Below are 26,519 nucleotides of genomic sequence, written 5' to 3'. Positions count from 1 at the left end.
CGGGGCGCTCGGTTGGGCCGTCGACTCAACCGAACCGGTTTCAGCGAAGCTTGTCCAGCCCGGTGAAGGTCTCCTCCAGCTCTCGCAGGAGATCGGCGAACACCTCCGAGACCGGTCGGACTTCGTTCATCCGGCCGACGATCTGCCCGACCGGCATCGACACCGCCTGGGGATCGGCCGCCCGCATCATCCGCTGGTGGGCCTGGCTGACGAGGATGTTCTGCAGCGGCATCGGCAACGGCTCGGGCGCATCGGGAGATTCCCAGGCCTCGGTCCACTTCGTCTTGAGCAGCCGGGCGGGCTTGCCGGTGTAGATGCGCGAGCGGACCGTGTCGCTGGATCCGGCCGCCAGCAGGGCCTGCTGCAGCACCCCGTCGCCCATGGACTGGGCGTACTCCGAGGTGGTCAACCAGTAGGAGCCCATCCAGGCGCCGGAGGCGCCCAGCGCCAGTGCCGCCGCGATCTGCCTGCCCGAACCGATGCCTCCCGCGGCCAGGACCGGTGCGCGGCCGCCCAGCGCGTCCACGATCTCCGGGATGAGCACCATGCTGGCGATCTCCCCGGTGTGCCCGCCGGCTTCGTGCCCCTGGGCGACGACGAGGTCTACGCCGTTGTCCACGTGCCGCACGGCGTGCTCGGCCTTGCCCGCCAGCGCCGCGACCAGGACGTCGTGCGAGTGGGCCTGTTCGATGATGTCCACCGGGGGTGAGCCCAGCGCGTTGGCGATCAGCTTGATCGGGTGGCGCAGCGCGACGTCGACGTGCGACCGGGCCACCGAGTGCAACCAGCCCAGCACCCCGTCCCGCTGCTGGCCTTCCGGCAGCTCGGGCACGCCGAGCTGCTGCAACGTGCGGTCCACGAACGCGCGGTGTTCGGCGGGGATGAGCTCGTCGATCTCGCCCGCGCTGCCCTCGGAGGGCACCTTCGCGGGCATCACCACGTCCACGCCGTAGGGCTTGCCCTCGGTGTTGGCGTCCATCCAGTCCAGCACGCCGTCGAGCTCGTCGGCGTCGTTGAACCGCACGCAGCCGAGAACGCCGAGCCCGCCCGCCTTGCTGACCGCGGCCGCGACGTGCTCGGAGGGCGTGAACGCGACGATGGGATGCTCGATGCCGAGCGTGTCGCACAGGGTCGTTCGCATGCTCTTCCTTTCCGTGCCTTTCCCGGACCCGCCGCTCGCGCCGCCGGGACGGGCGAGGGCGGGGGGCGTCGTTCAGCCAGCTGCGCCTTCGCGCCGCGCCTGGTCTTGCACAGCGGTGGGTTCGGTGCTCTCGACGTGCCTTCGGGCCCAGGTGTAGTCGGGTTTCCCGCTGGGCAAGCGGCCGAGCCGGTCGACGAGCCACAGGCTGCGCGGCACCTTGTAGCCCGCGATGCCGCGCCGCGCGTGCGCGTCCAGATCGGCCAGCTGCGGCGTGGTCCCCGGACGCGGTTGCACCAGCGCGGCGACCCGCTGCCCCATCCGCTCGTCGGGAACACCGACCACCAGGACGTCGAAGACGTCCGGATGGGATTTCAGCGCGCCCTCGACCTCCTCCGGGAAGACCTTCTCCCCACCGGTGTTGATGGACATCGAGCCGCGGCCGAGCAGCGTGACCGAACCGTCGGCCTCCAGGCGCGCGTAGTCGCCGGGCACCACGTAGCGCTTCCCGTCGACCTCGACGAAGACCGAGGCCGACTTCTCCTCGTCCTTGTAGTAGCCCATCGGGACGTGGCCGCCCTTGGCCAGCCACCCGATCTCGCCGCTTCCCGCCGACAGCGGGCGGTTCTGGTCGTCGATGACCAGCAGCTCGGAATCGGCCTTCACGCGCGGGCCCTCGTTCTGAACCCCGTCGCGCGTGACGATGCCGATGCCGCCGAAGCCGGTCTCCGACGAGCCGATCGCGTCGGTGATGACCACGTTCGGCAACGCGTCGAGGTACTGGTGCTTGACCGAGGTGGAGAACAGCGCCGCGGTGCTCGAGATCGCCACCAGCGAGGAGGCGTCGTAATCGCCCTCGTGGTAGGCCTCGATGAGCGGCCGGGCCATCGCGTCGCCGACGATGGCGAGCACGTTGACCTTCTCCCGTTCGACGACGCGCCAGACCTCGTGCGGGTCGAACTGCGGCACGAAAACCGTTGGGGAGCAGGCGAACAGGTTGCCGAAGGTGGCCCACTGCGCTGCTCCGTGGATGAACGGCGCGCACGGGAGCCGCACCAGCCCACCGCTTTCGGCGCCGGTGCGTGCCTGTTCCCACTCATCGGCGAGGTACTCGCCGGTCATGAAGTCGATGCCGCCGCCGAGGACGCGCCAGACGTCCTCCTGCCGCCACATCACGCCTTTCGGCATTCCGGTGGTGCCACCGGTGTAGAGCAGGTAGAGGTCGTCCGAGGAGCGCTCGGCGAAATCGCGGTCCGCGTGCTGGGCGGCGAGCGCGGATTCGTAGTCGACGCCGCCGTAGCGCGCGTGGTCCGCCTCGACGCCATCGTCGACGACTAGAACGTGATTCAACCGCGGGACCTTCGGCAGGACCTCGGCGACGTTGTCGGCGTACCGGCGCTCGTGCACGAGAGCCACCAGGTCCGCGTTGCCGAACACGTACTCGAGCTCGGCGGGAACGTAGCGGTAGTTGATGTTGATGGCGACGGCGCGCAGCTTGTACGCGGCGAGCATCGTTTCCACGGCCTCGATGGAGTTCCGGGAGTACACGCCGATGTGCGAGCCCTTCCCGACACCTTGCCCGGCGAGGTGGTGAGCCAGCTGGTTGGAGCGCTTTTCCAGCTCCGCGAAGGTCACCCGGCGCTCGCCGCAGACCACGGCGACGCGCTCGGGGGTCAGGTCGACTGCGTGCTCGAAGAGATCTGCGATGTTGAGAGCCACTCGAAAAAAGTAGAACGTGTTATCGCTACTGGCAAGCACCAAAAGTGGCCGAACTCAACCGGAAAGCACCCCGCCTACCACCCAACGAAAAACCCCCCATCGGGAAACGCGGCGCCCGGCCATCAAAGATCAACATTCCGGAGAACCGATTCAGCAACCCACCGGCGAGCAGAAATGACAGTTTTGCCTAAAACTGCACGGTCTCGGCACCCGAGATGTCCGCACAGTTTTAGGCAAAACTGTCAACCTCCAGATGGCGGGTCAGATGGCGCGGTCCTTGTCCGCCCAGTAGGGATCGCGCAGCTTGCGCTTGTAGAGCTTGCCGTTGGGGTCGCGCGGCAGTTCGTCGAGGTAGTCGACGCTGCGCGGGATCTTGAACTTCGCCAGCCTGCCGCGGGCGTGCTCGAGAATCTCCTCGGTCAGGCCCTCGCCGGTATCGATCCCCTCGGCCGGCTGGACCACCGCCTTCACCTGTTCGCCCCAATCCTCGTGCGGCACGCCGAACACCGCGACGTCGGCGACCTTCGGGTGCACCGACAGGGCGTTCTCGATCTCGGCGGGGTAGATGTTCACCCCGCCCGAGATAATCATGTCGTTGCGCCGGTCGCACAGGAACAGGAAACCGTCCTCGTCGAGGTATCCCACGTCGCCGAGCGTGAACAGGTCGCCGACGCGCGCTTCGCGGGTCTTGTTCGCGTCGTTGTGGTACTCGAACTTCGACGAACCCATCCGCATGTAGACGGTGCCGATCTCACCCGCGGGCAACTCCGCACCGTCCTCGCCGAGGATCGTGACCACCGAGCCGGGCCACGGCCTTCCCACCGAACCGGGCTTGGCCAGCCATTCCTCCGCCGGGATCACCGTGCCACCGCCTTCGGTGGCCGCGTAGTACTCGATGACCACCGGGCCCCACCAGTCCAGCATCGCGCGCTTGACCTCGTTCGGGCAAGGCGCGGCACCGTGGATCATCGCGCGCAGCGAGGAGACGTCGTAGCGCTCGCGGGTGTCCTCCGGCAGCGCCAGCAACCGGTGGAACTGGGTGGGCACCATGTGGCTGTGGGTCACCCGGTGCCGCTCGATGAGCCGCAACATCTCCTCGGCGTCCCACCGATCCATGAGCACCGCGGTGTGGCCCAGCTGGATCGAGATGCCGACGAAGTTGAGCACCGCGGTGTGATACATCGGCGACCCGCACAGGTGCACGTGATCGTCGAAGGCCTCCAGCCCGAAGATCCCGAAGAACCAGGTGCTGGCCACCGGGACCTCGTCCGGGTCGGCTCCGGTCAGCGGGCGGCGCACGCCCTTGGGCTTGCCGGTGGTCCCGGAGGTGTAGAGCATCGGCGAACCGGCGGTGCGCACGTCGGGACGCTCGCGCGGCTCATCGGCTCCGAGCTCGGAAAGCGGCCGGAATCCCGGCACTTCACCGACCGCGAAGCAGCCCTCGGCGGGCAGCGCGCTCTGCTCGGCGGTCTCGACGGCGACCTCGGCGAAGCGCTGGTGCGCGATGAACGCCTTCGCACCGCTGTCGTCGGCGATGTAGGCGACCTCGGCGCCGACCAGATGCCAGTTCACCGTCACGACGTAGAGCCCGGTCTGCAGGGCGGCGAAGTAGGCCGCCACCAGATCGACCCCGTTGGGCAGCATCAGCACGATGCTGTCACCGGGCTGCAGCCCCACGGCTTGCAACCCGCGCCCGTACCGGTCGGCCGTGGCGGCCAACTCGCCATACCCGACCGCAGCACCATCCGGTGTGATCACGGCCGTGCGTTCCGGTTGCTGTTCGGCGATCTTCCACAGTCCTATATCGGCCACGGCACGACTCCCCGTCCACGGTGACAGCTGGCCCGACCCCGGCTCCGACGCTTCGCGAAGCCGGGCGGCACAAACCTAGAACGTGTTGCAGTTATTCGGCAAGGTCGAGAGCCCGGCTCACGGCGCGGAGTTGCTCGACGTCGCGGCAGCCGGCCAGCAACGTGTTCACCCCCGCCTTCTCCCAGAGCGCCACGCGATCGCGGACGTAGGCCGCGTCGCCGATGATGGAGACGTCCTCGATGGCCTCGTCCGGAACCGCGGCGATGGCCTCGTCGCGGCGATCCGCGGCGAACAGCCGCTCGATGTCGTCGACGGCTTCGCCATAACCCATGCGGCGGAACAGCTCCGCGTGGAAGTTCATGCCGGGAGCGCCCATCCCGCCGATGTAGAGCGCGGCGTAGGGCTTGAGCTTCGCGCGTTCGGCGACCGGGTCGTCGGTGACCACGATCTGGCAGCTGGCGGCGACCTCGAACTCCTCCCTGCTGCACCGGGCGCCCGGCCGCGCGAAGCCCTCGGCGAGCCAGTCCTCGTACATCGGACCCACGCGCGGCGAGTAGTAGACCGCGAGCCAGCCATCGGCGATCTCGGCGGTCTGCGCGACGTTCTTCGGCCCCTCCGCACCGAGCCAGATCGGCAGGTCCGCGCGCAGCGGATGGGTGATCGGCTTGAGCGGCTTGCCCAGCCCCAACGAACCGGGCCCGTCGTAGGGCAGCCGATGGTGCACGCCGTCGTTGCGGACCGGCCCCTCGCGAGCGAGGACCCGCCGGACGATCTCGACGTACTCCCGGGTTCGCGCCAGCGGCTTGGCGAACGGTTGCCCGTACCAGCCCTCCACCACCTGCGGCCCGGACACGCCCAGCCCCAGCACGGCCCGGCCGCCGGAGAGGTGATCCAGCGTCAGCGCGTGCATTGCCAGCGACGCGGGCGAGCGGGCGGAGATCTGCGCGACCGAGGTGCCCAGCCGCACCCGCTCGGTCCGCGACCCCCACCAGGCCAATGGCGTGAAGGCGTCCGAGCCCCACGACTCGGCGGTGAATACGCCATCGAACCCGGCGCGATCGGCTTCGAGAACGAGTTCCTGCGCGTGCGGCGGTGGAGCGGCACCCCAGTATCCGAGCTGCAGTCCGACTTTCACGGTTGAACCTCCGTTTCCCGGGCATCGAACCGGTCTCCTCCATACTGCACCGGATATTGCCGCGATTGCGAGAACATGTTTCACTTTGCGTTGTGACTGGGATCTCCGAACCGCTCAGCGCTCCGTTGGACATCGGCTTCGACTACACCCGCTCGCTCGGACCGGTGCTCAGCCGGTTCGCCACCGAGCTGCGCGAAGGTCGCATCATCGGCGTGCGCGGCAGCGACGGACGGGTGCACGTTCCACCTCTCGAGTACGACCCGGAAACCGCCTCCCCGCTGGACGATTTCGTCGAGGTGGGCACCCGGGGAACGGTGCTCAGCTGGACCTGGATGCCCGAGCCCCTGGAGGGGCAGCCGCTGGCGCACCCGTTCGCCTGGGCCCTGATCCGCCTCGACGGCGCCGACACTCCCCTGCTGCACGCCGTGGACGCCGGCTCCCCCGGTGGCATCGACACCGGGATGCGGGTGCGGGTCCGCTGGGCCGCCGAGCGCGGTGGCGGCATCCGCGACATCGCCTGCTTCGAGCCCGGCGACACCCCGCCCGATCCACCGGAAACCACCGGCCAGGATCCGGTGACCATGCTGACCTCGCCGATCCGGCTGAGCTATCAGCACTCGGCCTCGCCGGAGGAGAGCCGCTACCTGCGCGGTCTGGCCGAGGGCCGGATGCTCGCGCAGCGGTGCCCGGCCTGCGAGAAGGTCTACATCCCCCCGCGCGGCGCCTGCCCGACCGACGGCGTGCCCACCGAGGAGGAGGTGGAACTGGCCGACACCGGGATCGTGACCACCTTCTGCATCGTCAACGTCCCGTTCCTCGGCCAGCGCATCAAACCGCCCTACGTCGCGGCCTACGTCCTGCTCGACGGCGCCGACATCGCCTTCCTGCACCTGGTGCTGGGTTGCGAGGCCGACGAGGTGCGGATGGGCATGCGGGTCAAGGCGTCGTGGAAGCCCCGCGAGCAGTGGGCCCACACGCTGGAGAACATCGACCACTTCGAACCGACCGGGCAACCGGACGCGCCGTTCGACTCCTACGCCCACCACCTGTGAAGGAGCTGTCATGACAGACGTGGCCGTCGTCGGCTTCGCGCAGGCCCCGAACGTGCGCAACACCGCGGGCACCACCAACGGTGTCGAGATGCTGGTCCCGATCTTCCACGAGGTCTTCGAGCGAACCGGGTTGTCCAAGCACGACATCGGTTTCTTCTGCTCCGGATCGTCCGACTACCTCGCGGGCAGGGCGTTCTCGTTCATCGCCGCGGTAGACGCGATCGGCGCGGTGCCGCCGATCAACGAGTCGCACGTGGAGATGGACGCGGCCTGGGCCCTGTACGAGGCGTGGGTGAAGATCCGCACCGGCGAGGTGGACACCGCCCTGGTCTACGGGTTCGGCAAGTCCTCGGCAGGCGACCTGCGCCGGACCCTGGCCCTGCAACTGGATCCGTACTCGGTGGCGCCGCTGTGGCCGGATTCGGTGAGCATCGCGGGCCTGCAGGCTCGCATGGGACTCGACGCGGGCGACTACACCACTCGCGAGATGGCCGAGGTCGCGGTGCGAAACCGCGCCGCCGCCGAGGACAACCCGCACGCGCAGTTCTCCGGCGCGGCCGACGCCGAGCAACTGCTCGGCGCGCCCTACGTGGCCGAGCCGCTGCGCGCGCACGACTGCGCGCCGATCACCGACGGCGCCTCGGTGATCGTGCTGGCTGCGGGCGACCGGGCCCGCGAGATCCACGAGCGGCCAGCCTGGATCACCGGTATGCAACACCGCATCGAATCGAGCAGTCTCGGCGCCCGCGACCTGCGCAGATCCAGCTCGGCCGAGAGCGCGGGCAAGGCGCTGGACATCGATGGCGTCGAGGTGGCCGAGCTGCACGCGCCGTTCACCCACCAGGAGATCCTGCTGCGCCGAGCGCTCGGGCTGTCCGAGGACGTCGTGGTCAATCCGTCCGGTGGGGTGTTGTGCGGGAACCCGATGTTCGCCGCCGGGCTCTCCCGCATCGGCGAGGCCGCCGCGCAGGTGCACAGCGGTCGCGCCGAACGCGCGCTCGCGCACGCCACCAGCGGGCCCGCGCTGCAGCAGAACCTGGTGTGCGCGATGGAGGGACGAGCCTGATGGGCAAGCAGTTGGCGGCCGTGCTGGGCACCGGCCAGACCCACCACACCACCAAGCGGCACGACGTCTCGATGGCCGGGATGTGCCGCGAGGCCGTCGACCGCGCCATGGCCGACGCGGGTGTCGACTGGGCCGACATCGACGCGGTGGTGGTCGGCAAGGCACCCGACCTGTTCGAGGGCGTCATGATGCCCGAGCTGCAGCTCGCCGACGCTCTCGGCGCCACCGGAAAACCGATGCTGCGCGTGCACACGGCCGGATCGGTGGGCGGCTCCACCGGGAACGTGGCGGCCAGCCTGGTGCAGGGCGGCGTCCACAGCCGGGTGCTGGCGGTGGCCTTCGAGAAGCAGTCCGAGTCCAACGCCATGTGGGCGCTGTCGATCGTGCCGCCGTTCAGCATGCCGGTGGGCGCCGGGGCCGGCGGATACTTCGCGCCGCACGTGCGCTCCTACATCCGCCGCAGCGGGGCACCCGAGCACACCGGGGCGATGGTGGCGGCCAAAGACCGGCGCAACGGCAGCCGAAACGAGTACGCGCACCTCAAACAGCCCGATATCACCGTCGATTCGGTGCTGGCCTCGCAGATGCTGTGGGACCCGATCCGCTACGACGAGACCTGCCCGTCCTCCGACGGCGCCTGCGCGGTGGTCATCGGCGACGAGCACGCCGCGGCCGGCCGCGAGGCGGCCTGGATCCACGCCACGGCGATGCGCACCGAGCCGACCACCTACGCCGGGCGCGACCAGGTCAACCCGCAGGCGGGCAAGGACGCCGCCGCGGCCCTGTGGCGAGAGGCAGGCATCACCGATCCGCTCTCCGAGGTCGACGCCGCCGAGATCTACGTGCCGTTCTCCTGGTTCGAACCGATGTGGCTGGAGAACCTCGGCTTCGCCGCCGAAGGCGAGGGCTGGAAGCTCACCGAGGCGGGCGAGACCGCCATCGGCGGGCGCCTGCCGGTCAACCCGTCCGGCGGGGTGCTGTCCTCGAACCCGATCGGCGCTTCGGGACTGCTGCGCTTCGCCGAGGCCGCGCGGCAGGTCACCGGCGATGCCGGGGACAACCAGGTCGACGGCGCGCGGATCGCCGTGGGGCACGCCTACGGCGGTGGCTCGCAGTACTTCTCCATGTGGGTCGTCGGTTCCAGCAAGCCCGGAGGCTGAATTGAAGTTCACGATGTCGGTGGCGATGAGCCCCCTGGACCAGCTCGCCGAGCTGGCCAAAACCGCCGAGGAGTGCGGCTTCCACTCGATCGCACTGCCCGATTCGCTGTTCTACTCCGAGCAGGTATCGGCCGAATACCCTTACACGCCCGATGGTTCCCGGATGTGGGACGCCGAGACCCCGTGGGTCGATCCGCTGGTGGCCGCCGCGTCGATGGGCGCGGTGACCTCGCAGATCCGCTTCTACACCTCGGTGATGAAGCTCGGTCCGCGCAACCCGGTCCTGCTGGCCCGGCAACTGGCCTCGGTGTGCACGCTCACCGGAGACCGCTTCGGACTCGGAGTCGGTTTGGGCTGGGCCCCGGAGGAATTCGAGTGGTGCGGTGCCCCGTACGCCAAGCGCGGCGCCCGGGTCGACGAGATGATCGAGATCATCCGGCGCATCCTCGACGGCGGCATGACCGAGTACCACGGAAGGTTCTTCGACTTCGACCGGCTGCAGATCTCGCCCGCTCCCGGTGCCCGCATGCCGATCTACATCGGCGGCCACACCGAGCCCGCGCTCAAGCGCGCGGCCCGGGTCGGCGACGGCTGGGCCTCGGCCATGATGAAGCTCTCCGAGCTGCGCGAGACGATGGACCGGCTGGGCGAGCTGCGGGCCGCCTACGACCGCGCCGACGAGCCGTTCGAGATCCAGGCCGTCTGCATCGACCGCTTCGGGCTCGACGGCTTCCGGGAGCAGGCCGAGGCCGGCATCACCGACGCGATCACCGTCCCCTGGATGTTCGACGGCCACGGCTTCGACGCTCCGATCGAGGCGAAGAAGGACTCGATCCGCAAGTTCGCTGCCGAGGTCATCGAGCAGCTCTGAAATCCCCCTCGGCGCCGGGGGGCAAGCCAGCCACCCGGCGCCGATTCGTCGCACGTACCGGAAGGTGAAGTCATGAGTGAAGGTGTGTTCTGGAAGGCGAGCCGGGAGGCGCACCCGGCGCGCGACGCCGCGTTCGCCTCGATCAGCGCGGTGGCGCGCGGTGCCAAGCAGGAGTGGCTGGATCTGTTCGCGAACGAAGCCGTGGTCGAGGACCCGGTCGGCCCTTCGGCTTTCGATCCCGACGGGAAGGGTCACCACGGCGACGAAGGGATCTCGGCATTCTGGGATCTCGCCATCAGCCAGGCCGAGCGGATCGAGTTCCACATCGACGACTCGTTCGCCTGCGGCAACGAGGTCGCCAACACCGGGCGGATCGTGACCACCCTGCCCGACGGCAACGCCATGACCGCGGAGGGCGTGTTCTCCTACCGCGTCGACGGATCGGGCAAGATCCTCGCCATCCGCGCGTTCTGGGAGTTCGACCGCGCGATGGCCACCCTCCGACCCGCGGACTGAACGGCGTCGTTCGCGTTCCGGCCCCGATCCGGTGCCGGTCCGGTCGCGCTGAGGCGCCGTCCGGTGAGGGCTTTCGCGAGACCGCGCAGGGTCTCGGTTCCCTCGCCGGGCGACGCCTCGGCTTCACCGCCGCGAACTCAGGAGAGACATCATCTTGGGGTTGTGCGTGGCGGCGCGGGATCGCTCAGGAGTACCGGACCGAGTACTCCTTGATGCCGTTGAGCCAGCCCGACCGCAGGCGGCGGGGCTCCTCCAGCTGGCGGATGTCGGGCATGTGGTCGGCGATGGCGCCGAAGATCAGGTCGATCTCCAGCCGGGCGAGGCTGGCACCCAGGCAGTAGTGCGCGCCGGTCCCGCCGAATCCGACGTGCGGGTTCGGGTCGCGGGTGATGTCGAACTTCTCCGGCTCGTCGAAGACCTCCGGGTCGAAGTTCGCGGAGCTGTAGAACATGCCGACGCGCTCACCGCGCTTGATCTCCTGGCCGGCCAGTTCGGTGTCAGCCAGGGCGGTGCGCTGGAACGAGACCACCGGCGTCGCCCAGCGGACGATCTCGTCGGCGGTGGTCTCCGGGCGCTCGCGCTTGTAGAGCTCCCACTGCTCGGGGTGCTGCATGAAGGCGTGCATGCCGTGGCTGATGGCGTTGCGGGTCGTCTCGTTGCCCGCCACGGCCAGCAGGATCGTGAAGAACCCGAACTCGTCGTCGGTGAGCGCGCTGCCGTCGACGTCGGCCTCGACCAGCTTGGTCACGATGTCGTCCATCGGGCACTTGCGCTTCTGATCGGCCACGTTCATGAAGTAGCCGAGCATCTCCGCCGATGCCGCCTCCGGCTCGACGTCGTACTCCGGGTCGTCGTAGGCGACCATCTGGTTGGACCAGTCGAAGATCTCCTTGCGGTGCTCCTGCGGGACGCCGAGCAGCTCGGCGATGGCCTGCAGGGGCAGCTCGCAGGCGATGTCGGTGACGAAGTCGCCGGTGCCGGATTCCAGGGCGCCGGTGGCGATGTTCTCGGCCCGCTCGTGCAGCACTTCGCGCAGCCCGTTGATCGCCCTCGGGGTGAAGCCCCGGGCCACCAGGCGGCGGATCTTGGTGTGCTCCGGCGGGTCGACGTTGAGCATGATGAACCGCTGCATCTCGATCTTGTCGCGGGTCATCTCCTCGTTGAACCGGATGATCGCGGTGTTCTCCCTGCTGGAGAACACATCGGTGCGGCGAGAGACCTCCTTGACGTCGGCGTGCCTGCTGACGACCCAGAAGCCCGTGTCCTCGAACCCGCCGATCCGGTACGGCTGCTCCTGCCACCAGATCGGCGCGGTGCGCCGGAGTTCGGCGAATTCGTCCAACGGGACTCGCTCGGCTAGTAGATCCGGGTCAGTGGGGTCGAAACCGGCCGGAAGACTCGGTGAGGCCACGGCTACCTCCTGCACGAACTGAAACGAGTTCTATGTGAAGAGAACCACAAAACTAGGCCCCGGTAAACCCCCGTTTCCTTGCGTGAATCGTGTCAGTGCAAGGAAAATCTCGATCGCACGACGACTTCGGTTGTTCGATGACGTGAACATGTTCTAGGTTTCAGTCGGCAGCCATCGTGGTAAGAGGAGGTTCAGGTGGGCACTCCGGTGATCGTGGATGCCGTGCGGACTCCGATCGGCAAGCGCCGCGGGTGGCTCTCCGAGCTGCACGCCGCGGAGATCCTCGGAACCGCGCAGCGGGGACTGCTGCAACGCGCGGGCGTCGACCCCGCCGACGTGGAGCAGGCCATCGGCGGCTGCGTGACCCAGGCGGGCGAGCAGGCGAGCAACATCACCCGCACCGCGTGGCTGCACTCAGGGCTGCCGGAGCACGTGGGATGCACGTCGATCGACGCGCAGTGCGGTTCGGCCCAGCAGGCCACGCACCTGATCGCCGGGCTCATCGCCACCGGCGCGATCGACGTCGGCATCTCGTGCGGCGTGGAGGCGATGAGCCGGGTTCCGCTGGGCAGCAACATGGGCACCGAGGTGGGCAGACCCAGGCCCGAATCCTGGGACATCGACCTCCCGAACCAGTACCAGGCCGCCGACCGCATCGCCGGTCGCCGCGGGCTCGCCCGCGCCGACCTGGACGCGTTCGGGCTGCGCTCGCAGCAGCGGGCGCAGCAGGCCTGGCGGGAGGGCCGGTTCGAGCGCGAGATCGTCCCGGTGAGCACCCCGGACGGCGAAGTCACCCGCGATCAGGGCCTGCGCGACACGAATCTGGAGGTTCTCGGCGGGCTCAAGCCGGTGCTCGACGACGGTCTGCACACCGCGGGCACGTCCTCGCAGATCTCGGACGGCGCCGCGGCCCTGCTGCTGATGGACTCCGAGCACGCGCGCGCCGCCGGCCTGCGCCCACGCGCGCGCATCGTCGAGCAGTGCCTGGTCGGCGCCGAGACCTACTACCACCTGGACGGCCCGGTGCAGGCCACCGAACGGGTGCTGCGGCGCAGCGGGATGAAGCCGGGCGACATCGACCTGTTCGAGGTCAACGAGGCGTTCGCGTCGGTGGTGCTGTCCTGGGCCGACGCGCACGGTCCTGACATGGACCGGGTCAACGTCAACGGCGGCGCCATCGCCCTGGGACACCCGGTCGGCAGCACCGGCGCACGACTGCTGACCTCGGCCCTGCACGAGCTCGAGCGCAGCGACTCCACCACCGCCCTGGTCACCATGTGCGCGGGCGGCGCCATGTCCACGGCGACGATCATCGAGCGGATCTAGGCGCACCACCGGCGAGGCCGTCGAGTTGCACGGCGGACACCGCACGGGAGATCGCCCGCGCGCAGTCGACGCCGCGGGGGCAGCCGCCGTGGCCACGCCGCTGGCCGGGCTGCTCTTCGCCCGCGTCCAGCTCGTCCGCACGCTCGACGAGGTCGCCAGCACGCTCACGCCGATGCGGGCGGTCACCGGCTGGCTCACCTTCGCCATGTCCGGCCTCGGGCTGATCGGCATGCCCGGCCTGTACCTCCGCCAGGTTCCCGAATCCCGGGATCCCCGGCCTGACCGGGTTCGCCCTCCTGGCGTTCCTCTGCCTGCTGACCAGGTCCTTCACCTCCTGCACCGAGACGCGCCGATCCTGCGGTGATCGCCGACCACTCCGCGAAGTTCGTGGCGAACTTCCTCGGCATCCTCAACGGCGCGGGCAGCGACGGCACGCCCGGAGTTCTGGAGGGAATCGCTCCGCTGTCCGGAGTGCCGTTCGCGGGCGGTTGCCTGCTGCTCGGGGCTTCTCCCGGTGGGCGGCCGCGCCGCCCGCAATCCGGACGAGCGCGACGCGATGGTCCGGCGCATGTCGGCAACTACCCGAACCTCGGCGCGATCACCGTCGCCGCGATCGACGGCGACCTCTCCAGGTTGCGCGCCGGCTGCGACGAGGCAGTTCGAGTTCGCCCTCGACCTGCCCTCGACGCATTCGAACGCCTCCGCACCCCCGGCTGGACTCAAGCCCACCCCACCCCGCTGACGCCTGACCAGAACCCGAATTCCCTGNCCGAATTCCAGGGAATTCGGGTTCTGGTCGCTCGGGTGGGTTATAGCCAGTCGTCCGCGTCCCAGGTGAGGAAGTCCTGGGGTGCCGGAGCCAGGTCCGGGGCGACCGTGGTGTAGGAGCCCTTGTGGAAGAGGAGGGGGTCGGACTCCGCAGTGGGACCCAGGATCTGCACCCGGCCCACCACGATGCGGTGGTCCCCGCCGTCGTGGACGTCCTCGACGGTGCAGTCGAGCCAGGCCAGCACGCCGTCGAGCACCGGGGCACCGGACGGCGCCGGCCGCCAGGACAGGCCCGCGAACTTGTCCTCGCCGCTGCGGCCGAACACCGAGCTGATCTCGCGCTGCTCGGCGGTGAGCACGTTGACGCCGAAGGTCCCGGAGCGTTCGATCAGCGGCCAGGTCCGCGACCAGCGGCCCGGGCAGAACAGCACCAGCGGCGGGTCCAGCGACAGCGCCGCGAACGACTGGCAGGCGAATCCCACCGGCCGCCTTCCGTCGATGCCGGTCACCACGGTCACTCCGGTGCAGAAGTGCCCGAGCGCCCGGCGGAAGGTGGCGCTGTCGATCTCCTCAGCGGTCATGACCTGATCCACGGAACCTCCTCCGGCCGAAGACCTCTGGATCTACTGTGCGTGATGGCCCACCGAGAAGTCATGGCCCCAAAGGCTGACAGCGGTGGATTCGCGAGCGATCCACTTCTCGTCGTCCACCTGCCGCCCCTCGCAACCGAACTCCACGTCGAACCCGCCCGGCGTCTTGATGTAGAAGGACAGCATCAGGTCGTTGACGTGGCGGCCCAGCGTCGCCGACATGGGCACCCCGCGCCGCTGGGCGCGATCCAGGGCCAGGCCGACGTCGTCGACGTCCTCGACCTCGACCATCAGGTGCACGATCCCGCTGGGAGTCGGCATCGGCAGGAACGCCAGGCTGTGGTGCCGCGGGTTGCAGCCGAAGAACCGCAGCCACGCGGGCTCGCCGTCGGCGGGCCTGCCGACCAGCTCGGGTGCCATGCGCATCGAGTCGCGCAGCCGGAACCCGAGCACGTCGCGGTAGAACCGCAGCGCGGCCTCGTCGTCGTGGGTGGACAACACCACGTGGCCCAATCCCTGCTCACCGGTGACGAACCGGTGCCCGTAGGGGCTGACCACGCGGCGGTGCTGCAGCGCGGCGCCGTGGAAGACCTCGAGGTCGTTGCCGGACGGGTCGGCGAACCGGATCAGCTCGACCACCCGCCGGTCGGCGAGGTCTTCGGCCGTGCCCTCCTTGAACGGGATGCCGTTGGCGCTCAGCGCGTCCCGAACCTCCTGGAGCTCGGCTTCGGTGCCGACCTCCCAGCCCGCGGCGAGCAACCGGTCGGCCTCGCCGGGCACGATCACCAGCCGCGCCGGGAAGTCGTCCATCCGCAGGTAGAGCGCGTCCGGATTGGTACCACTGCCCTCGACCATGCCGAGCACTTTCAGCGCGAACACCCGCCAGGCATCGATGTCGCTGGCCTCGATGCGCAGGTATCCGAGTGAGCGAATACCCATGGGGAACCATCTCCCTCGGTCAGTCCAACAGGAAATCTCTGGTGATGCGGTTGAATTCGGCGAACTTCTCCAGCTGCGCCCAGTGCCCGCAGCGACCGAACACGTGCAGCTGCGCGCGCGGGATGAGCTTGAGCGCGACCAGCGCTCCGTCGAGCGGGTTGACCCGGTCCTCGCGGCCCCAGATCAGCAGCACCCGTTGCCGCAGCCGGTGGGCTTCCCGCCACAGCAGCCCTTCCTCGAAGGTCTCGGCCTGGGCGAAGGACTTCCCCATCGCCCGCATCGCCGCCAGCGACTCGGGCGTGCTGGCGGCGGCGAAGCGCTCCTCGACGAGTTCATCGGTGATCAGCGACTGGTCGTAGACCATGGTGCGCAGGAACGCCTCGAGGGATTCCTTGCTCGGCGCGCCACCGAACGCCGCCAGCCGCTGCACCCCTTCGGTGGGGTCCGGCGCGAAGACGTTCAGGCTCAGCCCGCCCGGCCCCATCAGCACCAGCCTGCCCGCGCGATCCGGGAAGTCCAGCGCGAACCGGACCGCCGTGCCACCGCCGAGCGAGTTGCCCAGCAGGTGCGCCTTGTCGATGCCGAGCTCGTCGAAGAACTCGTGCAGCGCGGTGGCGCTGTGCGTGAAGTACTGGCCGTGCTCGGTGGGCTTGTCGGACTTGCCGAACCCCGGCTGGTCAACGGCGAGGACGTGGAAGTCCTCGGCGAACACCTCGATGTTGCGGCTGAAGTTGCTCCACGCGGCCGCGCCCGGACCGCCACCGTGCAGCATGACCACGGTTTCGGCGTTGCCCTCCCCCGCCTCGTGGTAGTGCAACCGCAGTCCGGAGCGGAGTTTCACATCCTGGCTGGTAACCATCAGACCATCGAATCCTTCACCGGTAGACCGAATTCCCCGCTGCCGAACATCGTGTAGGCGCGTTCGGGGTCGTTGGCCGCGTGCACGCGGCCCGCGTGCGCGTCGCGCCAGAAGCGCTGGATCGGCGTTCCGCGCTGCAGCGCGCGCCCGCCGGAGTTCTCGAAGAGGCGGTCCACGGCCTCGATCGCCCGCGCCGTACCGCGCACCTGGTCGCGGCGCGCCCGCAGCCGCAGCGACATCGGGACCTCCTCGCCGGCCTCCAGCAGCGCGAGCTCCTCGGCGATGTTGCCGGTCAGCTGCATCCACGCCGCGTCGATCTCGCTGGCGGCCTCGGCGATGCGCACCTTGGCGAACGGGTCGTCCTTGGTCTGCTCGCCGTAGGCGGCGCGCACGCGGGCCGCCTGGTGCTCGACGTGCGCGTCGTAGGCGCCCTGGGCCATTCCCACGATCGGCGCCGTGATCGTCGACGGGTGCACGGTTCCCCACGGCAACCGGTACAGCGGCGACGGGTTGACCTCGTGGCCGGGACACTGGGTCTGGGACATGGACATGAAGCTCAACGCCCGGTGTTCCGGGACGAACACGTCCTCGACCACGATGTCGTTGCTCCCGGTCCCGCGCAGGCCGACGGTGTCCCACACGTCGACGATCTGGTAGTCCTCCAGCGGCAGCAGGTAGGTGCAGAAGTCGACCATCTTGTCGTCCTTGAGCACCGGTCCGCCGAGGAACACCCAGCTCGCGTGGTCGCAGCCGGAGGAGAAGCTCCACCGCCCGGTGAGCCGGTAACCGCCGTCGACGACGCGGGCCTTGCCCATCGGGGCGTACGAGGAGGAGATCCGGGTTGCCGGGTCACCACCCCACACCTCGTCCTGGGCCCGTTCGGGGAACAGGGCCAGATGCCACGGGTGCACGCCCAGGATCGAGGCGACCCAACCGGTCGAGCCGCAGGCGCCGGCGAGCAGTTTCACGGCGGTGTAGAAGCGGACCGGATCCGCCTCGAAACCGCCGTAGCGCTGCGGCTGCAACAGCGCGAAGAACCCGGCCTCGGCGAGTTCGCCTATGGTCTCGGCCGGAATGCGACGTTCGTCCTCGGCGCGCTGCGCGCGGTCTCGGATTCCGGGCAACAGCTTCTGCACCGCTTCCAGGACCTCGGTGCTGTCCCGCTCTGTCATGCGCCACTCCGTTCTTCTCGCAGTTCGAGGGCGATGTCGATGAGCTGGTCCTCCTGGCCGCCGACGAGCTTGCGCTGTCCGGCCCGGACCAGCAGTTGCGCTTCGGGGACGCCGTAGCGCTGCGCCTGTTGCGCGGCGTGCTTGAGGAAGCTCGAGTACACCCCGGCGTAGCCCATGGTCAGCGCGGAGCGGTCGAGCAGGCATTCTTCGGGCATGGCGGGGCGGACCACGTCCTCGGCCGCGTCGGCCATGGCGAAGAAGTCGATGCCGGTGCGGTAGCCGAGCTTGTCGCAGACCCCGACGAAGGCCTCCACCGGCGTGTTCCCGGCGCCCGCGCCGAAGCGCCGCGCGCTGCCGTCGATCTGCACCGCGCCGGCGCGGAAGGCGGCCACCGAGTTCGCCACGGCGACACCGAGGTTCTCGTGCCCGTGGAAACCGATCTGAGCTTGCCGGCCGATCTCCGCGTCGATGGCCGCGACGCGCTCGCTGACCTGCTCGAGCACCAGCGCTCCGGCGGAGTCGACGACGTAGACGCACTGGCAACCGGCGTCGACCATGATGCGCGCCTGCTTGGCCAGCACTTCCGGTGGTTGCGAGTGGGCCATCATGAGGAAGCCGACGGTTTCCATGCCGTGCTCGCGGGCCAACCCGAAGTGCTGCACGGACACGTCGGCCTCGGTGCAGTGGGTGGCGATCCGGCACACCGAGGCGCCGTTGTCCCGGGAGATGAGGATGTCGTCGGTGACGCCCACCCCGGGAAGCATCAGCACGGCGATCTTCGCCGCGCGCGCGGTCGTGGCCGCCGTGGAGATCAGTTCCTGCTCGGGCGTGGTGGAAAAGCCGTAGTTGAACGACGATCCGCCGAGCCCGTCGCCGTGGGTCACCTCGATGACCGGGACGCCCGCGCCGTCGAGAGCGGTCACGATGGAGCGAACTTCCTCGGTGGTGAACCGGTGGCGCTTGTGGTGCGACCCGTCGCGCAACGAGGTGTCGGTGATGCGCAGGTCCAGGTCCGGGCTGTAGGTCTTGGCCGGTGCGATATCGGCGCTGGTCACCGCACTCCCTCCTTGGTGAGCGCCCCGGAGCGGGCGAGCTGCTCGCCCACCCGGACCGCGGCGGCGGTCATGATGTCGAGATTTCCCGAGTACTCGGGCAGGAAGTCGCCCGCGCCCGCGACCTCGACGAACACCGCCACCCGCGCGTAGCCGCCGGTGGCCGGTGCGGGAGGGTCGAACTGCGGCTCGGCGAGCAGCCGGTAGCCGGGAACGTATTCGGCGATGCTCTCGGCCATCTCGGTGATGGAGGCCGCGATCGCGCCGGTGTCGGCGTCGGCCGGGATCGCGCAGAAGATGGTGTCCCGCATGATCATCGGCGGATCGGCCGGGTTCATCACGATGATCGCCTTGCCTTTCGCGGCGCCCCCGATGACCTCGATCCCGGTGGAGGTGGTGCGGGTGAACTCGTCGATGTTCTGCCGCGTTCCCGGCCCCGCGGACACCGACGCCACCGAGGCCACGATCTCGGCGTAGGACACCTCGGCCACCCGCGAGACCGCGTGCACGATGGGAATCGTGGCCTGGCCGCCGCAGGTGATCAGGTTGATGTTCGGCGCATCGAGGTGCTGACCGAGGTTGACCGGCGGGACGACGTAGGGCCCGACCGCCGCCGGGGTCAGGTCGATGGCCCGGATCCCCCGCTCGGCATAGCGCGGCGCGTTGGCCCGGTGCACCCCGGCCGAGGTCGCTTCGAAGACCACATCGGGCGCTTCGCCCTCCAGCAGGCGATCCACGCCGTCGGCGATGACCTCGACGCCGAGATCTCGGGCGCGGCGCAGGCCGTCGCTGTCCGGGTCGATGCCGACCATCCAGCGCGGTTCGACATCGGATGAGCGGCTGAGCTTGTAGAGCAGGTCGGTGCCGATGTTGCCGGACCCGACGATGGCCGCCTTCGCGGTCATGGGACCTCCCTTGCTTAAGGGACATTTCAGTTTGGGTTTGCGTGGCGGTGCGGGTGGCGGAACCTGCCGCGCCGTGCGGCTGCGGGATCAGCTCCTCGAGCAGCGACCTGCGCGACGTCGCGGCTGCCCTCGCGCACTCCCGCACCTGAAACAGCGGCTCCGCCGCGCACTTCAAGAACTCCTCAGGGCTTCGCGACGAGTCCGACGCTGCCGATGCCAGAGAAGTCCGCCCGGAACGCATCGCCGGGACGCAGGTCGATCGCGCGGGTGCAGGAGCCGGGGAGCACGACGTTGCCCGCGCGCAACCGCACCCCGAATGCGGCGATCTTGGCCGCGAGCCAGGCCACCGCGGTGGTCGGATCGCCCAGCACCGCATCGGAACGCCCCCGTTCGACGACCTCGCCGTTGCGGTGCAGGACCGCGTCGATGGCGCGCGGATCGAGCCGGGACGGGTCGTCGCGCTCCTGACCGAGGACGAACCCCGCCGACGAGGCGTTGTCGGCGATGGTGTCGGCGATGCTGATCCGCCAGTCGGTGATCCGGCTGTCGATCAGCTCGATAGCCGGGATCAGCGCCTCGGTGCGCGAGAGGACCCCTTCCTCGTCGACGTCGGGCGGCAGGTCCTCGGACAGCAGGAAGGCGACCTCCACCTCGACCCGCGGGTAGCAGTAGGCGCCCGCGTCGAGCGGTTCGTCCTCGGCCAGCCGCATGGCGGAGAGGAGATGCCCGTAGTCGGGCTCGTCGACGCCCATCATGCGCTGCATCACCGGTGAGGACAGCCCCACCTTGTGCCCGACCACCTCGCCTGCCCGGCGGCGGATGTTGATCAACTGGATCTCGTAGGCGTCTACGGTGTCGATGTCCGGGTTCGTCCGCACCAGCGGTGGGATGGGCGCGCGATCGCGTTCGGCCCGCCACAGCGAATCGGCGAGTTCGGTGCGCTGACCGGCACTGAGCATGCGACCTCCAGGGGTAGGCCCTAACGCCTCACTACTGGAACAGGTTCCTCCCGTCCAGCGGGCGGAACAACATCCAGCTCCGGGCTACATCATAGCGATTATGGCGCTAAAATCTATAACATGTTTCAGTTAGCTCGCGGGAGTTCCGCAGCCCGCGTCGAGTGAAGCGAGGAGCCCATGACCGACGTCCCACTCCGCCTGACCGTCCACGACGTGGTCACCGAGACGCCGGAAAGCCGATCCCTGGTCTTCCAGGCCCCGCAGGGCTGGGACTACCGGCCGGGGCAGTTCCTGACCGTGCGCATCCCCGGGGAGGACGGCACCTCGCTGGCCCGCTGCTACTCGTTGTCCAGCTCGCCGCACACCGACGACCTGCTCAAGGTGACCGTCAAGAGCGTGGGACCCGGTTCGGCGTGGTTGTGCGCGAACGCCTCCCCCGGCACCGAGCTCGAAGTGCTGCCCCCTTCGGGCAAGTTCACGCCCAAGACCCTGGACGGCGACCTGCTGCTGGTCGCCGCGGGCAGCGGGATCACGCCGATCATGTCGATCGCCAAATCGACCCTGGCCGCGGGCGCGGGAAGGATCGTGCTGCTCTACGCCAACCGGGACGAGAGCTCGGTGATCTTTCGAGACGAGCTCCGCGAGCTCGCCGAACGGCATCCGGACCGGTTCGCTGTCGTGCACTGGCTGGAGAGCCTGCAGGGCCTGCCCGCTCCCGAAGGACTGGCGGCGACGCTGCGGCCGTTCACCGACGCGGAGATCTACACCTGCGGCCCGCCCGCGTTCATGGATTCGGTCACCGCCGCGCTGCGCGCGCTGGAGGTCCCGCGCAGGCGCATCCACGCCGAACGCTTCGCCTCGCTGGCCGGGAACCCGTTCGAGCGCCACGACACCGAGCCGGCCGGAGCGGCCGGCTCCGAGGCCGCTCCGGGCACGCGGCTGAAGGTCCGGCTCGATCGCGAGGACCACGAGATGGACTGGTCCCCGGACACCAAGCTGCTGGACCGGCTGCTGGACCGGGGCCTCGACGCGCCCTTCTCCTGCCGGGAGGGCCGCTGCAGCGCCTGCATCTGCCTGGTCAAGTCCGGCGAGGTCAAGATGCTGCAGAACAACATCCTCGAGCAGGAGGATCTCGACGACGGCTACGTCCTGGGCTGCCAGTCCGTTCCGGTCACCGATCAGGTGGAGATCAGCTACGACGAATAGCGCCGCCGCTCCCCGCCTCAGGCCTCCAGGACGAGGCCCGAGGTGGGGACTCCGGTGCCCGCGGTGACCAGGACCGTCTCGGCCTGCTCGACCTGGTTCACCGCGGTGCCGCGCAGTTGGCGGACGGCTTCGGCGATGCCGTTCATCCCGTGGATGTAGGCCTCGCCGAGCTGCCCGCCGTGCGTGTTCAGCGGCAGGCTCCCACCGAGCTCGAGGTTGCCGTCGGCGATGAAGTCCCGCGCTTCCCCGCGTCCGCAGAACCCGAGCTCTTCCAGCTGCGCCAGGACGAACGGGGTGAAGTGGTCGTAGAGGATGCCGACCTGCACGTCCTGCGGGCCCAGGCCCGCCTGCTGCCACAGCTGCCTCGCCACCAGCCCCATCTCGGGCAACCCGGTGAGGTCGTCGCGGTAGTAGCTGGTCATGGTGAACTGGTCGGCACCGCTGCCCTGCGCCGCAGCGGCCACCACCGCGGGCGGATGCCGCAGATCGCGCGCGCGATCGAGCCCGGTGATCACCAGCGCGACCCCGCCGTCGCTCTCCTGGCAGCAATCGAGCAGCCGCAGCGGTTCGGTGATCCAGCGCGACTGCTGGTGCTCGGCCAGGGTGATCGGGCGCTGGTAGAACCAGGCGTTCGGGTTGGTCGCGGCGCGCTCGCGATCCACCACCGCGACCCGCCCGAAATCCTCGCTGGTCGCACCGTATTCGTGCATGTAGCGGCGAGCGAACATGGCCACCTGCGAGCCGGGCGTGCCCAGCCCCATCGGGTAGGTCCAGCTGTTGTCCAGTCCGGTTGCGGTGGCCTGCCCGGTCAGGGCGGTGTTGAACTGCCCGAACCGCTGCCCGGAGCGCTCGTTGAACGCCCGGTAGCAGACCACCACGTCGGCCATCCCGGTCGCCACGGCCATCGCGGCCTGCTGCACCGTCGCGCACGCCGCCCCGCCGCCGTACCCGATGCGGCTGAAGAAGCCCAGTTCGCCGATGCCGACCTCGCGGGCCACCGCGGTCTCGGTGTTGGCGTCCATGGTGAAGGTGACCAGGCCGTCCACATCACCGGGTTCCAACCCGGCGTCGTCCAGCGCGGAGCGCACGCACTCGGCGGCCAGCTGCAGTTCGCTGCGCCCGGAGTCCTTGGAGAACTCGGTCGCGCCGATGCCCGCGATCGCGGTCTTCCCGGAAATCATGCGTCCACCTCCGGCAGCACGACGCGGACCTTGGCCGTGACGTGGGTGCCGAGCCGGTTGCGCCCGAGCACTTCGACGACGAACTCCTCGCCAGTTCGCTCCAGGACCTGCCCGTGCAACGTCAGGGTGTCGTGGGCGTAGCAGGGCACGCCGAGCTTGACCGACACTCCGCGCACCAGCGCGTCCCGCCCGCCCCAATCGGTGACGTAGCGCTGCACCAGCCCGGTGCTCGTCAGGATGTTCAGGAAGATGTCCTCGGATCCCTTGGCCACCGCGAGATCCCGGTCGTGGTGGACGTCCTGGAAGTCGCGGGTGGCCAGCGCGGTGCTGACGATGAACGTGGGCGTGGCCTCGATGCGTTCCTCGGGCAAGGCGTCGCCGACGCCGACCTCGGCGGCTGTTCGGGTCATGACCGGCTCCCTCGGGGTTTCCAGTACGGCAGGGTGAGTTCGTCGTCGACGCGCTGGTAGGCGATCTCGACGCGCTGGCCGATGCGCACGTCCTCGGGTGCGAGGCCGTGCAGTTCGGCCAGCATCCGCACCCCTTCGTCGAGCTCGACCAGGGCGATCACCAGCGGCAGCTGCTTGCCCGGGATCGCGGGCCGGTGGTGCACGACGTAGCTGTAGACCTCGCCGAGCCCGTCGGAGACGAGGTGCTTGGGCTTGGTGGCTCCGCACTCCGGGCACATCGGGCCCGGCGGGTGGCGCAGCAGCCCGCAACCGCCGCAGCGCTGGATTCGCAGCTCGCCCTTGGCCGTGCCCTCCCAGAAGTAGGCGGTGTCCCGGTTGATCGCGGGACGGATCACCTGCTCGACGACCTCGGCGGGTTGCTCGTCCACTTCGGACTTGGCTGCGGCGGGCTTGAACTTCAGCACCCGGAAGGTCATCTCGGCGACCGGCTCGTCGCCGACGTACCAGGTGTTGCCGGTGGTGACGAACCAGCCCTCGCCGAGACCGGTGGTTTTCGGGCCGATCACCGACTCCAGCCGGGTCGTCACCGACACGCGCTCGCCGTGGCGCAGGTAGCGGTGGTAGGTCTGATCGCAGTTGGTGGCCACGACGCCGACGAACCCCGCGTCGTCCAGCTCGCGCATCATCGAGTGGAGCGGATCGTTCGGGTCGCGTTCGGGGTGGAGCCCGCCCATGGTCCACACCTGCGCCATGGCGGGCGGGGCGACCGGGCCACCGTGCACGGAAGCGGCCGCGGCGGCCTCGTCGGTGTAGACCGGGTTGGTGTCGCCGAGCGCCTCCACCCAGTTGTTGATCATCGGCTGGTTCACCGGGTCGCGGGCGAACCTCGGCTCGCTGGGACCTCGTTCGGTGATCCGCTGAGCCGCCGCGCGGATGTCCTCGTCGCTCACTGCCACTCCCCTGTCAACGCGGTACCCGTGGTAGGCCGAGGCCTGCGGTGGCGATGAGCTCGCGCTGCACCTCGCTGACCCCGCCACCGAAGGTCAGCACGAGGTTGCGCTTGGCCTGCACGTCGAGCCAGCGCAGCAGCTCGGCGGTCGCGGCATCGGCGGGATCGCCGTGGCGGCCCACCAGCTCCTCGAGCTCCTGGCCGATCTCCTGCAGGCTCTCCGAGGAGAACACCTTGGTGCTCGACGCATCGGCCACCTCGACCGGTCCGAGCGCGGCGGAGGCGGCGACCTGCCAGTTCAGCAGCTCGTTGATCCGCTCGTGGGCGCGCACCCGCGCGAGCACGCCGCGCACGTCGGGCAGCTGCAGCAGCGGGGTGCCGTCCGGCGCGCTGCGGTCGGCAGCCCAGTTCCGGACCCGGTCGCGCATTCCGCCGATGCGGCCGGCTGGACCGAGCATGACGCGTTCGTGGTTGAGCTGGGTGGTGATCAGCTTCCAGCCCTCGTTCAGCTCGCCGACCAGCCCGGATGCCGGCACGCGCACGTCGTTGTAGTAGGTGGCGTTGACGTGGTGGGCGCCGTCGGCGGTGATGATCGGCGTCCACGAATAGCCGGGATCGCGGGTGTCGACGATCAGGATGGAGATGCCCTTGTGCTTGGGCGCGTCCTGATCGGTGCGGCAGGCCAGCCAGATGTAGTCGGCGTCGTGCCCGCCGGTGGTGAAGATCTTCTGCCCGTTGACCACGAAGTCCTCGCCGTCGCGCACCGCCGTGGTGCGCAGCGAGGCGAGGTCGGTGCCCGCTTCGGGTTCGGTGTAGCCGATGGCGAAGTGCACCTCGCCCGCGAGGATCTTCGGCAGGAAGAACTCCCGTTGCTCGTCGGTGCCGTAGGACTGCAGCGTGGGACCGACGGTCTGCAGGGTGACCGAAGGCAGTTGCACGTCGGCGCGTGCGGCCTCGTCGGCGAAGACGTGGTTCTCCACATCGCCGAATCCCTTGCCGCCGTAGGCTTCCGGCCAGCCGACGCCCATCCAGCCGTCGCGGCCCATCCGGCGGACCACGTCGCGGTGCGCCCGGTCGTGCCGGTCCACGCCGAGCCGTTCGCGCTCCTCGGGCGTGACGAGACCGCCGAAGTAGTCCCGGAGCTCGGCCTGCAGCGCCAGCTGCTGTTCGGTGAGTTCGATGTGCATCAGCTACCCCTCGTGCGCTGCGATGGCTTCCAGCCGGTGGGCCGCGCCCCCGGCCAGCCGGGCGAGGTCTTTGATCCGGGAGTAGTGCCGGTGCATCGGATAGGTGATGTCCAGGCCGAGCCCGCCGTGCAGGTGCTGGCAGGTCCGCATCGCCGCCGGCGCCTTCTCCGCCAGCCAGTAGGCGGCCACGTCGAGGTCCTCGGTCGCATCGCGTCCGGTTCCCAGCCGCCAGCAGGCCGACAGGGTCGCCAGGTGCAGCGTCCGGGCGAGCACGTAGACGTCGGCGATCTGCTGCGCGACGGCCTGGAACGCGGCCAGCGGCTTGCCGAACTGCTGGCGGGTGCGCACGTGCTCGGCGGTGAGGTCCAGAGCCGCCGCGACGGCCCCGTCGCCCAGCGCGCACAAGCCCGCCAGCGCGCAGGTGTGCAGATCGGCCAATCCGGTGCCGTCGCCGAGCAATTCCGCTGGGGCGGAGTCGAATTCGATGACCCAATCGGTGCCCAGCGCGGCAGGCGCCTCGTGCAACCGCACCCCGTCGGCACCGGGGTCGACGACGAGCACGGCCGGGCCATCGCCGGTGTCCGCCGAAACCAGCAGCCGGTGCGCGAGATCGGCGTGCTGCACGCCGATCTTGCGCCCGGTGACCCGCGTTCCGCGCAGCGTCGTGCTCGGCTGCCCCGGAAGGGGGTTCGACGGTTCGCTGAGGGCCGCGGTGAACACCCGGCCGGATTCGCCGAGCAGTTCGTCCTGCTGGCGCTCGGTACCGAGCCTGGCGATCGGCAGCACCCCGAGGGCCAGCGTCGCCAGGGCAGGCACCCGTGCACCAGCCCTACCGACCGCGCGGAGCACGAGCCCGACCTCGAGCGGCCCGAGCCCGTCGCCGCCCAATCGTTCGGGAACCGCCAGCGACAACAAACCGGATTCGCCGAGCGCCTTCCACGCCGCGGAATCGAAACCGATTTCACCGTCGGCCTCGAATCGCTGCGCTTGCCCGTCCAGCACATCGGCCGCGAGATCCCGCACGGCCTGCTGCGTCTCGTCGAGCGCGAACTCCATCCCGCCCCCTCAGCCAGCGCGGCTGCCATCTGAAACTTGTTCTACTTCTACCGTTCGATCAACTCGGCGCGCAAGAGGCC

Annotated in this window: 25 protein-coding genes; 8 read left to right on the top strand and 17 right to left on the bottom strand. The window is 69.5% G+C overall.

Features of this window, described 5'->3' with window-relative positions; all coding sequences use genetic code 11:
- Positions 1-40 precede the first annotated feature (40 nt).
- The 4 genes from ABD289_RS09905 to ABD289_RS09890 all read right to left on the bottom strand — a co-directional run bounded on the left by ABD289_RS09905 (position 41) and on the right by ABD289_RS09890 (position 5,804).
- Positions 41-1,141: an NAD(P)H-dependent flavin oxidoreductase gene (locus tag ABD289_RS09905; protein ID WP_344129038.1), complete on the bottom strand. Its 1,101-nt coding sequence runs from the start codon at positions 1,139-1,141 to the stop codon at positions 41-43.
- Between the two features lie 72 nt (positions 1,142-1,213).
- The gene (locus ABD289_RS09900; RefSeq protein ID WP_344129037.1) at positions 1,214-2,857 is read right to left on the bottom strand and encodes an acyl-CoA synthetase; all 1,644 of its coding nucleotides are present in this window, start codon (positions 2,855-2,857) and stop codon (positions 1,214-1,216) included.
- A 261-nt stretch (positions 2,858-3,118) separates the two neighbouring features.
- The gene (locus tag ABD289_RS09895; protein WP_344129035.1) at positions 3,119-4,669 is read right to left on the bottom strand and encodes an acyl-CoA synthetase; all 1,551 of its coding nucleotides are present in this window, start codon (positions 4,667-4,669) and stop codon (positions 3,119-3,121) included.
- 91 nt (positions 4,670-4,760) lie between these two features.
- Positions 4,761-5,804 carry an LLM class F420-dependent oxidoreductase gene (locus ABD289_RS09890; protein WP_344129033.1) on the bottom strand — a complete coding sequence of 348 codons (1,044 nt, stop codon included), beginning with the start codon at positions 5,802-5,804 and terminating at the stop codon, positions 4,761-4,763.
- A gap of 101 nt (positions 5,805-5,905) precedes the next feature.
- Between ABD289_RS09890 and ABD289_RS09885 the strand changes: the two genes are divergently transcribed.
- The 5 genes from ABD289_RS09885 (at position 5,906) to ABD289_RS09865 (ending at position 10,469) form a co-directional block, all read left to right on the top strand.
- Complete coding sequence (locus ABD289_RS09885) at positions 5,906-6,856, top strand: Zn-ribbon domain-containing OB-fold protein (RefSeq protein ID WP_344129221.1); 951 nt, start codon at positions 5,906-5,908, stop codon at positions 6,854-6,856.
- A 10-nt stretch (positions 6,857-6,866) separates the two neighbouring features.
- Entirely contained in the window at positions 6,867-7,922 is a 1,056-nt protein-coding gene (locus tag ABD289_RS09880; protein ID WP_344129031.1) for a thiolase domain-containing protein, read from the top strand.
- Positions 7,922-9,082 carry a thiolase domain-containing protein gene (locus ABD289_RS09875; protein ID WP_344129029.1) on the top strand — a complete coding sequence of 387 codons (1,161 nt, stop codon included), beginning with the start codon at positions 7,922-7,924 and terminating at the stop codon, positions 9,080-9,082. The genes ABD289_RS09880 and ABD289_RS09875 overlap by 1 nt, the downstream gene beginning before the upstream one ends.
- A gap of 1 nt (position 9,083) precedes the next feature.
- Positions 9,084-9,953, top strand: a complete 870-nt coding sequence (locus ABD289_RS09870; protein WP_344129027.1) for a TIGR03619 family F420-dependent LLM class oxidoreductase — start codon at positions 9,084-9,086, stop codon at positions 9,951-9,953.
- Positions 9,954-10,025: 72 nt separating this feature from the next.
- Positions 10,026-10,469, top strand: a complete 444-nt coding sequence (locus tag ABD289_RS09865; protein WP_344129025.1) for a nuclear transport factor 2 family protein — start codon at positions 10,026-10,028, stop codon at positions 10,467-10,469.
- A gap of 184 nt (positions 10,470-10,653) precedes the next feature.
- Here the strand turns inward: ABD289_RS09865 and ABD289_RS09860 are convergent, their stop codons facing one another.
- Positions 10,654-11,880, bottom strand: coding sequence for a cytochrome P450 (locus ABD289_RS09860; protein WP_344129023.1), 1,227 nt, complete (start codon positions 11,878-11,880; stop codon positions 10,654-10,656).
- A gap of 195 nt (positions 11,881-12,075) precedes the next feature.
- Between ABD289_RS09860 and ABD289_RS09855 the strand changes: the two genes are divergently transcribed.
- Positions 12,076-13,206, top strand: coding sequence for a steroid 3-ketoacyl-CoA thiolase (locus tag ABD289_RS09855; RefSeq protein WP_344129021.1), 1,131 nt, complete (start codon positions 12,076-12,078; stop codon positions 13,204-13,206).
- 88 nt (positions 13,207-13,294) lie between these two features.
- On the top strand, positions 13,295-13,570 hold the full coding sequence (locus ABD289_RS09850) for a hypothetical protein (protein ID WP_344129019.1): 276 nt from the start codon (positions 13,295-13,297) through the stop codon (positions 13,568-13,570).
- A gap of 445 nt (positions 13,571-14,015) precedes the next feature.
- Here ABD289_RS09850 and hsaB read toward each other — a convergent pair whose 3' ends face one another.
- The 7 genes from hsaB to ABD289_RS09815 form a co-directional block, all read right to left on the bottom strand.
- On the bottom strand, positions 14,016-14,555 hold the full coding sequence (gene hsaB, locus ABD289_RS09845; RefSeq protein WP_344129219.1) for a 3-hydroxy-9,10-secoandrosta-1,3,5(10)-triene-9,17-dione monooxygenase reductase subunit: 540 nt from the start codon (positions 14,553-14,555) through the stop codon (positions 14,016-14,018).
- A 42-nt stretch (positions 14,556-14,597) separates the two neighbouring features.
- Positions 14,598-15,503, bottom strand: a complete 906-nt coding sequence (hsaC, locus tag ABD289_RS09840; RefSeq protein ID WP_344129017.1) for an iron-dependent extradiol dioxygenase HsaC — start codon at positions 15,501-15,503, stop codon at positions 14,598-14,600.
- 19 nt (positions 15,504-15,522) lie between these two features.
- A complete protein-coding gene (hsaD, locus tag ABD289_RS09835) occupies positions 15,523-16,362 on the bottom strand; it encodes a 4,5:9,10-diseco-3-hydroxy-5,9,17-trioxoandrosta-1(10),2-diene-4-oate hydrolase (protein ID WP_344129014.1) in 840 nt (279 codons plus the stop codon).
- Positions 16,362-17,534 (bottom strand): 3-hydroxy-9,10-secoandrosta-1,3,5(10)-triene-9,17-dione monooxygenase oxygenase subunit, encoded by a 1,173-nt coding sequence (gene hsaA, locus ABD289_RS09830; RefSeq protein ID WP_344129012.1) that lies wholly within the window; start codon positions 17,532-17,534, stop codon positions 16,362-16,364. Before hsaA ends, hsaD begins: the two co-directional genes overlap by 1 nt.
- Positions 17,531-18,589, bottom strand: a complete 1,059-nt coding sequence (dmpG, locus tag ABD289_RS09825; RefSeq protein ID WP_344129010.1) for a 4-hydroxy-2-oxovalerate aldolase — start codon at positions 18,587-18,589, stop codon at positions 17,531-17,533. The genes hsaA and dmpG overlap by 4 nt, the downstream gene beginning before the upstream one ends.
- The gene (locus ABD289_RS09820) at positions 18,586-19,491 is read right to left on the bottom strand and encodes an acetaldehyde dehydrogenase (acetylating) (RefSeq protein ID WP_344129008.1); all 906 of its coding nucleotides are present in this window, start codon (positions 19,489-19,491) and stop codon (positions 18,586-18,588) included. The genes dmpG and ABD289_RS09820 overlap by 4 nt, the downstream gene beginning before the upstream one ends.
- A gap of 182 nt (positions 19,492-19,673) precedes the next feature.
- A complete protein-coding gene (locus tag ABD289_RS09815) occupies positions 19,674-20,450 on the bottom strand; it encodes a 2-keto-4-pentenoate hydratase (protein ID WP_344129006.1) in 777 nt (258 codons plus the stop codon).
- 177 nt (positions 20,451-20,627) lie between these two features.
- On the opposite strand from ABD289_RS09815, the gene ABD289_RS09810 reads away from it, so the two are divergent.
- The gene (locus ABD289_RS09810; protein WP_344129004.1) at positions 20,628-21,656 is read left to right on the top strand and encodes a 2Fe-2S iron-sulfur cluster-binding protein; all 1,029 of its coding nucleotides are present in this window, start codon (positions 20,628-20,630) and stop codon (positions 21,654-21,656) included.
- Positions 21,657-21,673: 17 nt separating this feature from the next.
- On the opposite strand, the gene ABD289_RS09805 is transcribed toward ABD289_RS09810, so the two are convergent.
- Genes ABD289_RS09805 through ABD289_RS09785 form a run of 5 tightly spaced genes read right to left on the bottom strand, consistent with a single transcriptional unit; the run spans position 21,674 to position 26,439 of the window.
- Positions 21,674-22,837 carry a lipid-transfer protein gene (locus tag ABD289_RS09805; protein ID WP_344129002.1) on the bottom strand — a complete coding sequence of 388 codons (1,164 nt, stop codon included), beginning with the start codon at positions 22,835-22,837 and terminating at the stop codon, positions 21,674-21,676.
- A complete protein-coding gene (locus tag ABD289_RS09800) occupies positions 22,834-23,247 on the bottom strand; it encodes a hotdog family protein (RefSeq protein ID WP_344129000.1) in 414 nt (137 codons plus the stop codon). The genes ABD289_RS09805 and ABD289_RS09800 overlap by 4 nt, the downstream gene beginning before the upstream one ends.
- Entirely contained in the window at positions 23,244-24,197 is a 954-nt protein-coding gene (locus tag ABD289_RS09795) for a bifunctional MaoC family dehydratase N-terminal/OB-fold nucleic acid binding domain-containing protein (RefSeq protein WP_344128998.1), read from the bottom strand. The genes ABD289_RS09800 and ABD289_RS09795 overlap by 4 nt, the downstream gene beginning before the upstream one ends.
- 13 nt (positions 24,198-24,210) lie before the next feature.
- Positions 24,211-25,383: an acyl-CoA dehydrogenase family protein gene (locus ABD289_RS09790; protein ID WP_344128996.1), complete on the bottom strand. Its 1,173-nt coding sequence runs from the start codon at positions 25,381-25,383 to the stop codon at positions 24,211-24,213.
- Between the two features lie 3 nt (positions 25,384-25,386).
- Positions 25,387-26,439 carry an acyl-CoA dehydrogenase family protein gene (locus ABD289_RS09785; protein ID WP_344128994.1) on the bottom strand — a complete coding sequence of 351 codons (1,053 nt, stop codon included), beginning with the start codon at positions 26,437-26,439 and terminating at the stop codon, positions 25,387-25,389.
- Between the last annotated feature and the right edge of the window lie 80 nt (positions 26,440-26,519).

This window comes from Saccharopolyspora halophila, from assembly GCF_039531955.1.
Lineage (GTDB): Bacteria > Actinomycetota > Actinomycetes > Mycobacteriales > Pseudonocardiaceae > Saccharopolyspora > Saccharopolyspora halophila.
Note: the sequence above shows the minus strand (reverse complement) of the source record. Positions and strands in the feature narration are given on the sequence as shown.

Coding starts and splice junctions, on each gene's coding strand:
- ABD289_RS09905 (WP_344129038.1), bottom strand. CDS start 1,141: ATGCGAACGACCCTGTGCGACACGCTCGGCATCGAGCATCCCATCGTC.
- ABD289_RS09880 (WP_344129031.1), top strand. CDS start 6,867: ATGACAGACGTGGCCGTCGTCGGCTTCGCGCAGGCCCCGAACGTGCGC.
- ABD289_RS09875 (WP_344129029.1), top strand. CDS start 7,922: ATGGGCAAGCAGTTGGCGGCCGTGCTGGGCACCGGCCAGACCCACCAC.
- ABD289_RS09865 (WP_344129025.1), top strand. CDS start 10,026: ATGAGTGAAGGTGTGTTCTGGAAGGCGAGCCGGGAGGCGCACCCGGCG.
- hsaB (WP_344129219.1), bottom strand. CDS start 14,555: ATGACCGCTGAGGAGATCGACAGCGCCACCTTCCGCCGGGCGCTCGGG.
- hsaC (WP_344129017.1), bottom strand. CDS start 15,503: ATGGGTATTCGCTCACTCGGATACCTGCGCATCGAGGCCAGCGACATC.
- hsaD (WP_344129014.1), bottom strand. CDS start 16,362: ATGGTTACCAGCCAGGATGTGAAACTCCGCTCCGGACTGCGGTTGCAC.
- hsaA (WP_344129012.1), bottom strand. CDS start 17,534: ATGACAGAGCGGGACAGCACCGAGGTCCTGGAAGCGGTGCAGAAGCTG.
- ABD289_RS09820 (WP_344129008.1), bottom strand. CDS start 19,491: ATGACCGCGAAGGCGGCCATCGTCGGGTCCGGCAACATCGGCACCGAC.
- ABD289_RS09815 (WP_344129006.1), bottom strand. CDS start 20,450: ATGCTCAGTGCCGGTCAGCGCACCGAACTCGCCGATTCGCTGTGGCGG.
- ABD289_RS09810 (WP_344129004.1), top strand. CDS start 20,628: ATGACCGACGTCCCACTCCGCCTGACCGTCCACGACGTGGTCACCGAG.
- ABD289_RS09805 (WP_344129002.1), bottom strand. CDS start 22,837: ATGATTTCCGGGAAGACCGCGATCGCGGGCATCGGCGCGACCGAGTTC.
- ABD289_RS09800 (WP_344129000.1), bottom strand. CDS start 23,247: ATGACCCGAACAGCCGCCGAGGTCGGCGTCGGCGACGCCTTGCCCGAG.
- ABD289_RS09790 (WP_344128996.1), bottom strand. CDS start 25,383: ATGCACATCGAACTCACCGAACAGCAGCTGGCGCTGCAGGCCGAGCTC.
- ABD289_RS09785 (WP_344128994.1), bottom strand. CDS start 26,439: ATGGAGTTCGCGCTCGACGAGACGCAGCAGGCCGTGCGGGATCTCGCG.